The 13122-nt window shown below is 35.7% G+C and carries 12 protein-coding genes; 4 read left to right on the top strand and 8 right to left on the bottom strand.

Going from position 1 to position 13122, the window contains the following annotated elements:
• The first annotated feature begins 35 nt into the window (after positions 1-35).
• The 3 genes from ACSVC9_RS01185 to ACSVC9_RS01175 all read left to right on the top strand — a co-directional run bounded on the left by ACSVC9_RS01185 (position 36) and on the right by ACSVC9_RS01175 (position 1463).
• The gene (locus tag ACSVC9_RS01185; protein ID WP_446898566.1) at positions 36-887 is read left to right on the top strand and encodes a CvfB family protein; all 852 of its coding nucleotides are present in this window, start codon (positions 36-38) and stop codon (positions 885-887) included.
• Between the two features lie 66 nt (positions 888-953).
• The gene (locus tag ACSVC9_RS01180) at positions 954-1169 is read left to right on the top strand and encodes a hypothetical protein (RefSeq protein ID WP_446898565.1); all 216 of its coding nucleotides are present in this window, start codon (positions 954-956) and stop codon (positions 1167-1169) included.
• A 141-nt stretch (positions 1170-1310) separates the two neighbouring features.
• Positions 1311-1463, top strand: a complete 153-nt coding sequence (locus tag ACSVC9_RS01175; protein WP_446898564.1) for a hypothetical protein — start codon at positions 1311-1313, stop codon at positions 1461-1463.
• 5 nt (positions 1464-1468) lie between these two features.
• On the opposite strand, the gene ACSVC9_RS01170 is transcribed toward ACSVC9_RS01175, so the two are convergent.
• Positions 1469-4078 carry a calcium-translocating P-type ATPase, PMCA-type gene (locus ACSVC9_RS01170; RefSeq protein WP_446898563.1) on the bottom strand — a complete coding sequence of 870 codons (2610 nt, stop codon included), beginning with the start codon at positions 4076-4078 and terminating at the stop codon, positions 1469-1471.
• Positions 4079-4303: 225 nt separating this feature from the next.
• Between ACSVC9_RS01170 and ACSVC9_RS01165 the strand changes: the two genes are divergently transcribed.
• Positions 4304-4726 (top strand): YaaR family protein, encoded by a 423-nt coding sequence (locus ACSVC9_RS01165; protein WP_446898562.1) that lies wholly within the window; start codon positions 4304-4306, stop codon positions 4724-4726.
• Positions 4727-4790: 64 nt separating this feature from the next.
• Here ACSVC9_RS01165 and ACSVC9_RS01160 read toward each other — a convergent pair whose 3' ends face one another.
• The 7 genes from ACSVC9_RS01160 to ACSVC9_RS01130 all read right to left on the bottom strand — a co-directional run bounded on the left by ACSVC9_RS01160 (position 4791) and on the right by ACSVC9_RS01130 (position 12998).
• Positions 4791-6062 (bottom strand): M14 family zinc carboxypeptidase, encoded by a 1272-nt coding sequence (locus tag ACSVC9_RS01160; protein WP_446898561.1) that lies wholly within the window; start codon positions 6060-6062, stop codon positions 4791-4793.
• A 70-nt stretch (positions 6063-6132) separates the two neighbouring features.
• Positions 6133-6657, bottom strand: coding sequence for a gamma carbonic anhydrase family protein (locus ACSVC9_RS01155; RefSeq protein WP_446898560.1), 525 nt, complete (start codon positions 6655-6657; stop codon positions 6133-6135).
• Between the two features lie 102 nt (positions 6658-6759).
• Positions 6760-7893, bottom strand: coding sequence for a 2-hydroxyacyl-CoA dehydratase subunit D (locus tag ACSVC9_RS01150; protein ID WP_446898559.1), 1134 nt, complete (start codon positions 7891-7893; stop codon positions 6760-6762).
• Positions 7886-9109: a 2-hydroxyacyl-CoA dehydratase subunit D gene (locus tag ACSVC9_RS01145; protein ID WP_446899779.1), complete on the bottom strand. Its 1224-nt coding sequence runs from the start codon at positions 9107-9109 to the stop codon at positions 7886-7888. The genes ACSVC9_RS01150 and ACSVC9_RS01145 overlap by 8 nt, the downstream gene beginning before the upstream one ends.
• 22 nt (positions 9110-9131) lie before the next feature.
• Positions 9132-9908 (bottom strand): acyl-CoA dehydratase activase, encoded by a 777-nt coding sequence (locus ACSVC9_RS01140; protein WP_446898558.1) that lies wholly within the window; start codon positions 9906-9908, stop codon positions 9132-9134.
• A gap of 32 nt (positions 9909-9940) precedes the next feature.
• A complete protein-coding gene (locus ACSVC9_RS01135) occupies positions 9941-11164 on the bottom strand; it encodes a CaiB/BaiF CoA transferase family protein (protein WP_446898557.1) in 1224 nt (407 codons plus the stop codon).
• A 202-nt stretch (positions 11165-11366) separates the two neighbouring features.
• The gene (locus ACSVC9_RS01130) at positions 11367-12998 is read right to left on the bottom strand and encodes a sigma-54 interaction domain-containing protein (protein WP_446898556.1); all 1632 of its coding nucleotides are present in this window, start codon (positions 12996-12998) and stop codon (positions 11367-11369) included.
• Positions 12999-13122: the final 124 nt, after the last annotated feature.

Below are 13122 nucleotides of genomic sequence, written 5' to 3'. Positions count from 1 at the left end.
ACAACTGCAAAATATAATTTAAAGGGGAAATAGATTTGATAAAAACAGGACAGTTTAATGATTTAAAGGTAATTAGAAAAGCATCTTTTGGTTATTATCTTGATGCCCGTACGGGAAATACAGATGATGACATACTTCTTCCAAATGGAAGTGTTTTAAATGAGGATATTAAAATCGGCGACGAAATTCATTCATTTATATATAGGGACTCAAAAGATAGATTAATAGCTACAATGAAAACTCCTCTTGCAACCGCAGGTGACATTGCCTATTTAAGGGTGGCCTCCAATGCAAGTTTTGGAAGTTTTATAGATATAGGTCTGGAAAGGGACGTATTTGTACCTATGTCGGAACAGAAATACAAATTGATTCAGGAGTCCCATTACCTTTTCTACATATATGTGGATAAAACTGACAGGCTGGCGGCTACTACTGATATTGACAAACATCTGATTAACATGGACACAGAAAATAATTATAAAATCGGGAATGAAGTCTGCGGCATAATATATGGATTCCAGAAAAACGGGAATATCATGGTTGCCATAGACAATAAATACAGGGGAATTATTTCAAAAAATGATTATTTTACAGAACTAGTTCCCGGACAAAAAATCAAACTCAGAATCAAGAAATTTTATGATGACGGGAAACTAGCACTCTCTCCAAGGCAAAGACCTTCAAGAGAAAGACTTTCACTTGAAGACACAATACTCAAATATCTAGCAGAACATGATGGATTCATGAAATACAATGACAAAAGCTCACCTGATGAAATAAGGAAAACATTCCATGAAAGCAAGAATTACTTTAAAAATGCTCTTGGAGGGCTTATGAAGAAAAAACTTATAGTTCAGGATGAATCAGGTACACGATTAATAAAATAACAAGAATATTAAATCCCGTAATACAGAAAATATAGATAGATTTTTTATTGCGGGAGACAGTTTACAATGAAAAGAAAAACAATATTTATATTTACTCTTATATTGATAATGTGTACCAGAGGTATAACCTATGCAAATCATGGAAATCCCGAGGTACATTTTCTGTATGCAGGTCAAAGTGACTGCATACTCATAAAGACATTCAGTAAAAACTACTTGATAGATACAGTCCAGATTTATTATACAAAAAAATTTTACGGTATCTCTATCTCAACGATATAGAAAAATTGAATGGAATCATAATACTCATTACCATGACGATCATTATAACGGGTTGATTAAAATTGTCCAATCAATAAAGGTATCAACACAAGTACAAACATTGAACTTTTAGGCAGTATAAAACCAAAAGCAGCCATTATAATGAGCAATGTAAATACACCAAATGCATTCGTTATAAAAAGGCTGCTGAAAAATAAAATAGTAGTTTTAAAGACAGATTGCCATGGTAATATAATAGTAAGAAATGGCAGTATTTTTTGTAATAAAAGCAGTATAAATATCAAGCTTGGATAAAGTATCTATTCTTTTCTAAATACCTTGAAAATTTCATTCAAAATCAATGGTATAAGTGAAAGGAGAATTACAAAAAACCAGTCATTCACAGTAAGTCTGTATACTTTAAACAGGGAGGCCAAAATCGGTACAGAAATTACTATATTCTGAAGAAGTATTCCGATTAGTATGGACCATATCAAATATTTGTTTGTAAAAATTCCAATTTTAAATATGGATTTCTTACGATGCCTTATACTCAGAGTATAAAATAGCTGTGATACACTTAGGACTACAAAAGCCATAGTCTGTGCATGCATGATGGAATCAGGATATATAAGTGTTCCCACATGAAATGCTGCAAGAGTTGTAATTCCTATGACAAGCCCATCTATTATAAGAAGCACTCCATTTTTCCCTGAAAATAGTCCTTCCCGAGAATCTCTTGGTTTTTCTTTCATTATATCAGGATCTCCCGAATCAACTCCAAGTGACAGGGCCGGAAGGCTATCAGTTATAAGATTGATCCATAAAAGATGTATAGGCCTTAAAATTGCGGGCCATCCAAGGAGTATTCCTATAAAAAGTGCCACTATTTCTCCTATATTGCAGGAAAGGAGAAAAGTTATTGATTTTTTTATATTGTTGTATATATTTCTTCCCTCTTTTACTGCAGACACAATAGTAGAAAAATTGTCATCTGTAAGTATCATATCTGATGCACCCTTTGCCACATCCGTTCCAGTGATTCCCATGGCAACTCCTATATCTGCAGTCTTTAATGAAGGTGCATCATTTACTCCATCACCTGTCATTGAAACTATATTTCCCTTTTTCTGAAGTGATTTTACTATTTTCACCTTATGCTCAGGAGATACCCTTGCAAAAACTCTTAAATTATCTATACTTCCAGATACATCCTCCTCACTCATACCTTCAAACTCTGAGCCCAGTATCGCCTGTGATTCATCATCTGCTATACCAAGATCTTTAGCTATTGCAAAAGCTGTATTCTTGTGGTCGCCTGTTATCATCACAGTCCTTATACCGGAAGATTTACACTCCTCTATGGATTTTTTAACATTTTCCCTAGGAGGATCTATCATTCCATAAAATCCTACAAAGATCAAATCATCTTCCAGAGAATCCATATTCACATGTTCTGATTGAATATCTTTAAAAGCTGTTGCAAGAACTCTAAGTGCTTCATCAGACATGGCATTTGAAGCTGAAAGTATATCGGATTTTATCCCGTCGGTAATCGGAACCACTTTTCCATCTACAATAGCCCTGCTGCATATATTCACCAGATTGTCCACCGCTCCTTTAGTGATTACTCTGTGTATATCTTCATATTTATTTACAGTAGTCATCAATTTTCTTTCAGAATCAAAGGGTATCTCATATGTTCTTTTATGCAGATTATCTTCATCTTCTTTGAACACATTGAATTTTGTTCCAACTTCCAGGAGGGCTATTTCAGTTGGATCCCCTGTTTTAGCATCTTCAGAATAAGTGGCATCATTACACAGCATCATATTTTCCAGAAGTATTCTCTCTGACATATTTTTTATATTCAGGCCTGATATATTTTCAAGCCTGTTGATCACATAAAATTTTGTCACCGTCATTTTGTTTTGCGTCAGGGTGCCTGTTTTATCAGAGCATATAATATTTACAGCTCCTAAAGTCTCAACTGCAGGGAGCTTCCTTATAATAGCATTTTCTTTTATCATCCTCTGTACACCCATTGCCAGTACTATGGTAACTATGGCAGGAAGTCCCTCCGGTATGGCAGCAACAGCCAGACTTATGGCGGTCAGAAGCATTTCGAACAAATCCCTTCCCTGTATCATTCCTATTACAAATATGAGTGCACATATGGCAACAGATACTATTCCAAGCAAAACCCCAAGTCTTGCAAGTTTTTTCTGAAGAGGTGTAAGATTTTTTTCATTACTTTCAAGCATACTTGCTATTTTTCCTATCTCAGTTTTCATACCTGTGGCTACTACAACACCTGTTCCCCTGCCATAGGTTACAAGTGTAGACATAAACGCCATATTTTTTTGATCTCCAAGTGCTACATTTCCGTTGTCGGAGATAGTCTCCGGTGATTTAGCAGATGGCACTGATTCTCCTGTAAGGGCAGACTCATCTATTTTCAACCTGGCAGCTTCTATAAGCCTGATATCACAGGGCACATATCTTCCTGCATCCAATATTACTATGTCACCTTCCACAAGATTTTCAGAAGGAATTTCTACAAGCTGTCCATCCCTTTTTACAATAGCCTTTGGTGTAGTAAGCTTTTTCAATGATTCAAGTGCCTTCTCAGCTTTTGATTCCTGAAACATTCCTATTGCAGCATTGAGTATGATTATAATTCCTATGATCACAGCATCGCTTATTTCCCTGAGAAAAGCTGAAACCAGTGCAGCTGCAAGTAAAACATATATAAGGGGATCATTTACCTGTTCAAAAAATAAACTGAATACTGATTTTTTCTTCTTATCCTTAAGTTTGTTCTCCCCCAATTTCACAAGCCTTTCAGATGCTTCTTCAGAAGTCAGTCCATTTTGAAGATGTGAACACTTTTCCTTCAGCACCTCATCACCGCTTTTATCAAACCACATAATATCACCTCTTTCTTCTTATTAGATCTATTTTTTGAATATAATTTATTCTTATACATTTTAATTATTGTATGTGTGTATAAAATTATACTATATGGAATAATAAAACTCAATATATAGTATATAAAAGCTCATTCATAATTATTACATATTAAATATAAAAATATCTATATTTTTATATTAATATCCTATATAATATATTTAACGAGTAAATGGAGGTGTCTTATGGAAATTTCTAGAATAGGAAGATCTTCTAATACTTCTTCTAAAAGTATAAATATAAAAGTAAAAAAAGATTTTTCACAGAGTTTTAACTCTCAGATGGAAAAAAAATCTGAAGAACAATTGAAAAATATGTTTGACAATATCAAGAAGAAAGGAAACAGGTTATCTGTTACCAAGTGCTATTCCGACGTCAGAGCCTACAAAAAAATGATAAAAGAATACTTGAAATCCGTATTGAACTACATGTACAGTGTAAAAAAGGATATAAGTTTCTGGCAGACCCAGTATTTTATTACCGTTGAGACTATAGACAAGAAACTTGAGGAACTTACAAATATGCTTATGAATGAACAAAAGGAAAATTTGAATATAGCTTCCACTATAGATGATATAAGTGGGCTTCTAGTCGACATATACAAGTAAAAAACACTACCAATGTTTCCTATACATTGTAATAGTGTTTTTCCTATAAAAGTACATAAGCTTGTTATATAACTGATGCCAAAATGAGAAGTTCCTCATTATCATCATATATTTCTTGAAATTGGCTTATGGGAAGTGGATTTACACCTTTTCCCACTTCAATAGTAAATCCCGGTCTTCTAAAATCCTGTATAAACCAGTCCTTATATCCTGAATAGGAAGTTATTCCTGTAGTCTCCTCCAAAGTATAGCCACTTACCTCTGCAAGTTGTTCACCTATCTCCCTTGATTCCGAAGGTGTAAGATCATCATATTGCCAGTATATAACCTGTCCCTGGCTGTGGTAGGCCAGCACCAGCCTAAAATCGTGATCCCGGGTAAAATCTACCATGGATTTTGTTTCAGGCTCTGAAACAGGTGAAGGCCCTGAATACCTTGTAGGTCCCGGTCCATAAACTCCATAGGAAGCTTCTGCAGCTTTTGAAAGTTCCCACCCTGCATCATAATTGTGGTTTAAATCCACCCCTCTATTATTGGCTTCCCAATCTCTTGAAAAATTTTCACTTCCATTGTTCCATACTATTAGATCATCATAATATGGATTACTTCTCATAAGTCCATTGAGTACAAGATCAACTCCATCCGGATTTACCATTGGAACAATGTATATACTGCTGTTCCTCCATATATTTTCTATATCATATTCTCTAATATCTCTGCCTTCCGTATAGGCTTTCAGAAAATTTTCTGCAAATTTCATGAGAAGAGGTGTTGTTATCCATTCCAGAGCATGATGGGAACCATTATAAAAAACCTCATTCGGTCCCGTGCCAAGTTTTATATAATAGAGTTCCCTGCCAAGTACGCTCTTACCTGCAGTTCCAATATTCAGGAACGGATATCTCGCCTTTAACGAAAAAATATCACTTTCCATTATTTCATAGGTATAATTTATATCCGTGTCAACTATGTCAATATTGTATGGAATCTTGATTGTAGTTCCAGGAATCAGGCCAAAGGGTTGTATCTGCGGATTTGCTATTATTATTCTATTCACCTGTGTGCCATACATTCTAGCTATTTTGTAGAGAGTATCTCCCGGTTTTATGGTATAATTGTCAAATCCATCTATAAATCTTTCAAAGATCCTATAAGTATTTTGACCTATTATCCCGTCTGAGACAAGCCTGTTTCTTTCCTGAAATTTCTTTACGGCATTTTCCGTCTGTGTACCAAATATTCCATCTACAGCTCCCGAATAATACCCCAGTTTTTTTAAAACTGACTGTATCCTCATAACCTGATTCCCTCTATCACCTAACTTCAAAACCGGCATACCATATCTCCTAATATTAATGTTATATTATTTTTATGCATAATCTACAAGTTATGTGATAAAAAACTGATCAAAACTTTCTATTTATATTATAATCAGCATAATTTGAGGAATTTTTAAAATAATGTTCTGCAGTACCCTTTAGATCCAATCTTTCCTGATCTGTAAGCCTTCTCATAACTCTTGCAGGTGATCCCACGCATAGCACCCCTGAGGGTATAGTTTTATTTTCAGTTACAATACTTCCAGCACCTATTATAGTTTCACTTCCTATAACTGACCCGTTCATAACAATCGATCCCATTCCTATCAAAGTACAATTTCCTATCTCATGTCCGTGAATTACCACATTATGTCCTATGGTTACATAATCTCCTATATGCACAGAGCTGTACAATCCAGCGTGGATTGTACAGTTATCCTGTACATTGCTCTTTCTTCCTATATATATATCATTTGAATCTCCCCTGACAACTGCTCCAAACCATACACTTGCACCCTCACACAGTTTGACTTTCCCAATAACATCTGCACTGTCAGCTATAAAACAGCTCTTGTCAACTTCAGGACTGTAACTTTGAAATTTTCTTATCATAAGTCATAGGCACCTCTTTAAATTTAAAAAATCATTTTAGGTTGTATAAAAAGTATATCATAGAACAGTCCAAAAAAGAAACAGGGGAGGAATTGATGACAATTAACTTTCCAGCATCTCTTTAAATGCCTGAATTCTTGTACGTGCCTGTTCACTGTTCATATCCTGCTGGTCTATTTCAATGTACAGAACAGGTATTTCTTTTTCATCTAACTGTTCCTTGTATACAGGATAGTCAAATTCTTCGGGATCACAGAACTTAATCATGGAGACTATTACACCATCTGCTCCATTTTTCTTTACTAAATCTGTTAAAATATCTCCTCTCTTCTTTCCCGGATCATATGCAAGTGAAAAACCTTCTATGTTTGACCATGCCTTTGCAAGTCTGTTTATAGGCTCCAATCCCTCCGGTACATCCGTATCAAATTGTATTGACTCCTGTGCCAGATTATCACCAACTACATATATCTGATTTTCCTCCATTATCTTCAGAAGTTCATCCGGTTCAGACATTATACCAGTTAAAACAACTTTACTTCCTTTGCATTTGAAATCATCCAGTTTTTCAAGTTCTATTATCAAGCTCTCAATCAATTTGGTATGTTCAGCCTTATCCATGAAATAACCACTTTTTACAACTTCATGTCTCTTAAGTGGAGTAATTTTATCAAGATGTCTATCTGCAACTTGAACAAAATTCCTCATAACCTTCCTGTGCTTATTGTAGACATCTATACTATTTGAAATGTCTTTATCGCTTATTTTTCTGCCACCTATTTTCTCAAGCTCTCTTCTCACTTTTACATATTCACTTTCAAGTAATTTTACACCTGGTAAAATCTTTCTGTTGTGTGGATATACAATCTGTATAAATGGAATATGCGGTACTGAAACCTTCCAGTCCTGGCCTATGCATTTCAAAGTATCACAAAGTGATGGAACTATTACTCCTGAGAGAACATCGTATTCTCCCCTTATTCCAAATTCAAGACAGGCCTGTATCAGTGAACACGCAAATGCGGGGAGATAGGATTTTGCCCTGTCTATTTCAACTTGTCCACCCCAGAGCCCCACAGGGAGCATGTTTGCAGCATATACAATCTCCTCCGGACAATATTCCGGAAAGCAACCTATTGCTTTATTGCCGGTCTTATCTATATAATCTTTTACAGCTTTTTTAGGGTTGTCAGCTATCTGTCCCAATTGTGATAAAATATTCTCTACACTATTCATTTTGATTGCCCTCCTGTTTTTTATTACTCTCCATTATTTCCGCAAGCCCCTGTATTCTTGTCTCAAATTGTGCTTTTGTGAAGTTTCTAGGATCGGATTGATCTCCATCAAATCTTGTATATGGTACCCCCGTATTTTTCTCCACTCTCCTTGATAGCTCGTATTGCAGAAAGTCCATTATTTTACAGCTTCTGTTCATGTGATATACCGCACCATCACATTTGAATTTATTTATTACATCAGTTCTGCTGTCTACAAGCCTATCTATATTTATATTGTTAAGAAGTGCACTATAGGCCTTTGCCATTCCATCAAGGTCCCCAGATTCATACTGGATAGACCATGTATCCAGGTAGGCACTTCCAACCATGTTTATTCCATATTTGGTGAAGAGTTTCAATTTATAACTGAGGTAATTCCAGCATGGTATTCCATCGTACATTATTCTGTACTTTTCTTCCCCTCTAAATGTAGTTTCACCGTTTTCAATGTTTTCCTTGAGTTCTTTTACAAGCTGTGCAAATGTATCTACGGTTTCCTGCTTTCCACGTGCACAAACTATAATAGCCATATAGTTGAAAAGGTCAAATCCACCCATAGGTGAAGGCACCTGCTTTGCAAGGCTCATGGCCTCCTTCCACAAACTTCCCGACCTTGATGAAATGTCCATTACATTTTTGAATTTTCTCTTGTCAAATTTTTTACCTGTTATTTTTTCAAGCTGTTTTATAGCTTCTTCAAACTGGCCTTTTATATAATCTGTCTTTTCCTGAGTTACTTCATAGTCTACATTATATGGAGTATCAATCATAATAAGAGGTATATCGTAATGTTTTGCAAGATTTTCATACCATTTCTCAACAGTATTGCATAAATTTGTACAGCATAATATAAAATCAGGTGTTGGTATATTCAAAGCTTCACATTGGTTTTCATACATATAGCCAAGATTTACTCTTGCATAGGAACATATGTCATTTGAATACCCTTTGCTCTCTGCAGTCTCACACAGATCAAGAGATCCATGCTTTGCCGATACTGCGGCAGCATGATTTTCAGGATATACAACATTCAGACCGAAGGCCTCGGGAATCTCCTGAGGAAATATGGATGTGGCCCACCCTACAAGTTCACCATTCTTTTTAGCATCTGCAGCCTTTTCATAACTGTCACTTACTATTTGTCTACACATTTGCATTGCTTTAGATTTTGCCATTTTCAACATTCCCTTCCTATTTTTATTCACTGGTTTCTTCCCAGGCATATATTGCAGCCCCAAGAGCTCCAATTATTTGCGCATACCTGGATACTTTTATAGGAAATCCTATTCCCTTTTCCATAAATCCAACTACACTTCTGTTCTGGGCAACTCCGCCAGTCATTATTACTTCTTTTTCTATACCGATTCTTTTTGCAAGACCCAACACCCTTCTGGCAATGGATCTATGAATTCCTGCAGCAACATCTTCAGGTTTTTTACCCTCCGACAGGCGAGAGATAACTTCCGACTCTGCAAAAACAGTACAGGTGCTGCTTATTTCAACTTCATCCTTTGACTTATCTGCAAGATCCGCCAGTTCATCCGTTTTAACCTCCAGTACATTGGCCATTACATCAAGAAAACGTCCTGTTCCTGCAGCGCATTTGTCATTCATTACAAAATTCATAAGTCTGCCCTTTGAGTTCAATTTCAAAACCTTTGCATCCTGGCCACCTATATCTATTATTGTTCTGGCATCCGGAAATAAACTGTATGCACCTTTGGCATGGCAGCTCAACTCACTTATCTGCTTGTCAGCATAATCAAAGTTCATTCTTCCATATCCTGTTACAACCACTCTCTTCATATCACTTTTTGATAATCTCGACTTTTCAAACAGCTTATTAACTACACGGGTAGGTCCACTTGTACCTGTACCTACTGAAATGATACTGCTGGCTATAATATCCTTCCCATCTTTTAGAATTATTCCTTTAGATGCGGTAGATCCTATATCTACACCCATAGTATACATATAATACCACCTTACTCCTGTTATTTTTATATCTATCCGACTGCCTTGCTGGATTTTAAATTTTCAATTTCCTCTTGTGAATACCCAAGCCTGGACATTATCTCATAAGTATTCTCTCCAAGCCTTGGAGCCCTGTGTGCTTCCGGGACACCGAGTGTTTTGAATTTAACCGGTGAATTTACGATAATTCCTGTATTTCCATTTTCATAAGTAATTTTACGTAGATAATCATTATCCCAGGCCTGTGGGTCTTCCACAATATCCTCCCAGGACTGGATCTTTTCAAATGCAAGATCCGCTTTTCTAAATATCTCACACCATTCATCCAGATTTCTCTTCAAAATTTCTTCCTGTATTATACTGGCCATTTTCCGTGAGTTTATCACCGCATTTTCAACTGTATTGAACTTTTCATTTTTTGCAAGATCCTCACGCCCGATTGCCTTACAAAATGCATCCAGATATCTGCCATACTCCTGTACGCATATTTCAAGCCACTTTCCATCCTTGCATCTATATGAATTTATAAGCGGACTAGGTGGCTCCTTTCTAGTTATAGGCCATCTCTCCTTCTCGTTCGTCCTATATTTTGTGGCTGCAATCATTATATCCATATCATAGATAGCAGTATTATAGAGTCCTACTGTAACCTTTTCACCCTGACCCGTTCTAGCTTTCTTGTAAAGTGACGCACATATTCCGGCTGCCAGAAACATTCCCGCCTGGTTGTCACCAAATCCAACAACAGGATTTATAGGCGAAGTCCCTTTTTCCATCATTGGCCCCATCACACCACCTCTTGCAAAATAGGCAGTATAGTCAAATCCTGCTTTTCCACTGTCAGGCCCCTTTTCTCCGTATCCCAATATTTGCGCAAAAATAATTCCGGGAAATTTTTTGTGAAGTGTTTCATAGTCGAATCCCCTTTTTTTCAACGATACGCTTCTTACATTTGTTATAAATACATCTGATTTCTTCAGAATTTTGTAGAGTATGTCCCTCCCATCTTCATTTTTTATATTTATACATATTCCTCTTTTATTGGAGTTCATAGTTTCAAACAGAGGATTTTCCTCTTCATCTATAGGCATTTTATAGTTTCCACCGATAATTCGTCCTGCATCTCCTGAAAGTGACTCAATCTTAGTTACATCTGCACCCCAATCAGCCAGAACCCTTGCACAACCAGGAGCTGCCACAAAGGTAGACATTTCTGCAATTTTTACTCCTTCTAAAGGTTTCCTGCAATTACCCATTAATCCATTTACTCTCCTTTACAATTGTATTTTATTAATATATTCAGCAACTCTCATGCCAATGTTACAAAAAATTATCTCATCACGCAGCATCACCATACATGGGCATTTCAATAGCTAATCAAAAATAAATTTAAAACAGTTCCATTGCAGAATGCAAAAATCCATTGCACAGTGCAATGGATTTTTCTCAAAACCTATATTATAATTGTCCTTTTTTTAACTTTCTATATATGGTAGAAGGATCTATACCAATAGCCTTGGCTGCATCCGTTACCTTGCCGTATTTATGCAGCGCCTTTTTTATGAGAGTTTCATCTATCATATCATGGGCTTCATTCAAGTTCATCAGTCCGCTCACCACTATCTTTCTATCCTGCAATTTATGTTTTTGCAGATTGTCCTTATTTCCAAGTTGAAGTATATAATAGAACTGTTCTTCCGTAGGCAAATCATCCTCACTCAATATCACAAGCCTCTCTACCACATTTTTCAACTCTCTTATATTTCCAGGCCAATCATAATCATGAAATACCTGCATCATTTTTCTATTCAATCTAATTTTTCTTCCGTACTTTTTATTGTAACTTTTAAGAAACACATGGACTAGCGAAAATATTCCAGCTCTCCTTTCTCTAAGAGGTGGAATATTTATTGGAATTACACTCAATCTGTAGTATAAGTCCTGTCTAAATTTCATATTGTCTGAAAGATCCTTCTTCGACAGGTTTGTGGCACAAATATACCTTACATCAATTTTTATGGACCTGTTGCCGCCTATGCGTTTTATCTCATTTTCCTGGAGTACTCTCAAAAGCTTAGTCTGCATTGAAATATTCATTTCACCAATTTCATCCAAAAATAGCGTTCCGCCATTTGATCCCTCAAAAAGCCCTTCTTTACCTCCTTTTTTTGCTCCTGTAAAGGCACCTTCGTCATACCCAAACAACTCTGATTCAAAAAGTTCCGGTGGAATTGCCGCACAGTTCACTGTTACAAAATTTCCATTCCTTCTACTGCTATTCTCATGGATAAATTTTGCAATTTCTTCTTTTCCCACACCAGACTCCCCTGTTATAAATATAGGCGAATCAGTTTTCGCAGCCCGAATCGCCATTTTCATTACCTGTTTCATTTTATCACTAGAATATATAAGATTTCCCCCAAGATGTTTTTCCAGATTCCTAAGTCTGTCAATATATTTCTTTTTTTGTTTTTCCGATTCTTCAAGTCTGTTTTGAAGTTCAACAAGTTCAGTTATATTCCTTCCCGTAGCAATCACTTGTTTTATGTCCCCATTTTTATCAATAATAGGAACTGCAGTATATGTAACAATTCTGCCGCTTTTATATTTTACATTCATCTCTACAGTCTTCTTATCTTCAAAAACCTTCTGTATTATGGACTCCTCCATAAATTCATTCTTTTTAAGGTCATCTATATTCTTGCCTTCAAAGAGCTTTGTATCAATTCCCGTAAGCTTGTAAAATGAAGTATTGACCCTTTCTATTATCTTGTTCCTGTTTACTACAAGAACTATTCCATCTATGCAATTAAACACAGTATTTATCTCATCAATTTTTAACTTTAAATTATTTATAATATATATATAGCAGTGAGTTGAATTGTACTGGGCTTTGTAGCTTACAATATTAACTTTACATCCATTTATATTGTAGATCTTCTCTATATGTTCTGCAGTACACACTTTCCCCTTTAGTCTTTTTAAAGTATCTTCCGCCATACCATTTGACTTCAATACTTTACCATTTAAATTCGTAACTATGCATTCTACAGGCATATTTTCTACAAAACAATCATCAATAATTACCATTTGTTTTACCTCACATTCCTTCGACTACAATAAAAAGTATAACACAAAACAATGGAAAATCGGTACGATAAAACTACATTTATACTGTTTATATAATAATTTTTGAATTCTACTCTTGTTTTTA

This window comes from Clostridium sp. LBM24168, assembly GCF_052953915.1.
The sequence above is the reverse complement of the archived record's forward strand: the minus strand, read 5'-3'. Positions and strand labels throughout refer to the sequence as shown.

Coding starts and splice junctions, on each gene's coding strand:
- ACSVC9_RS01180 (WP_446898565.1), top strand. CDS start 954: ATGAAAAGAAAAACAATATTTATATTTACTCTTATATTGATAATGTGT.
- ACSVC9_RS01175 (WP_446898564.1), top strand. CDS start 1,311: ATGAGCAATGTAAATACACCAAATGCATTCGTTATAAAAAGGCTGCTG.
- ACSVC9_RS01170 (WP_446898563.1), bottom strand. CDS start 4,078: ATGTGGTTTGATAAAAGCGGTGATGAGGTGCTGAAGGAAAAGTGTTCA.
- ACSVC9_RS01165 (WP_446898562.1), top strand. CDS start 4,304: ATGGAAATTTCTAGAATAGGAAGATCTTCTAATACTTCTTCTAAAAGT.
- ACSVC9_RS01160 (WP_446898561.1), bottom strand. CDS start 6,062: ATGCCGGTTTTGAAGTTAGGTGATAGAGGGAATCAGGTTATGAGGATA.
- ACSVC9_RS01155 (WP_446898560.1), bottom strand. CDS start 6,657: ATGATAAGAAAATTTCAAAGTTACAGTCCTGAAGTTGACAAGAGCTGT.
- ACSVC9_RS01150 (WP_446898559.1), bottom strand. CDS start 7,893: ATGAATAGTGTAGAGAATATTTTATCACAATTGGGACAGATAGCTGAC.
- ACSVC9_RS01145 (WP_446899779.1), bottom strand. CDS start 9,109: ATGGCAAAATCTAAAGCAATGCAAATGTGTAGACAAATAGTAAGTGAC.
- ACSVC9_RS01140 (WP_446898558.1), bottom strand. CDS start 9,908: ATGTATACTATGGGTGTAGATATAGGATCTACCGCATCTAAAGGAATA.
- ACSVC9_RS01135 (WP_446898557.1), bottom strand. CDS start 11,164: ATGGGTAATTGCAGGAAACCTTTAGAAGGAGTAAAAATTGCAGAAATG.
- ACSVC9_RS01130 (WP_446898556.1), bottom strand. CDS start 12,998: ATGGTAATTATTGATGATTGTTTTGTAGAAAATATGCCTGTAGAATGC.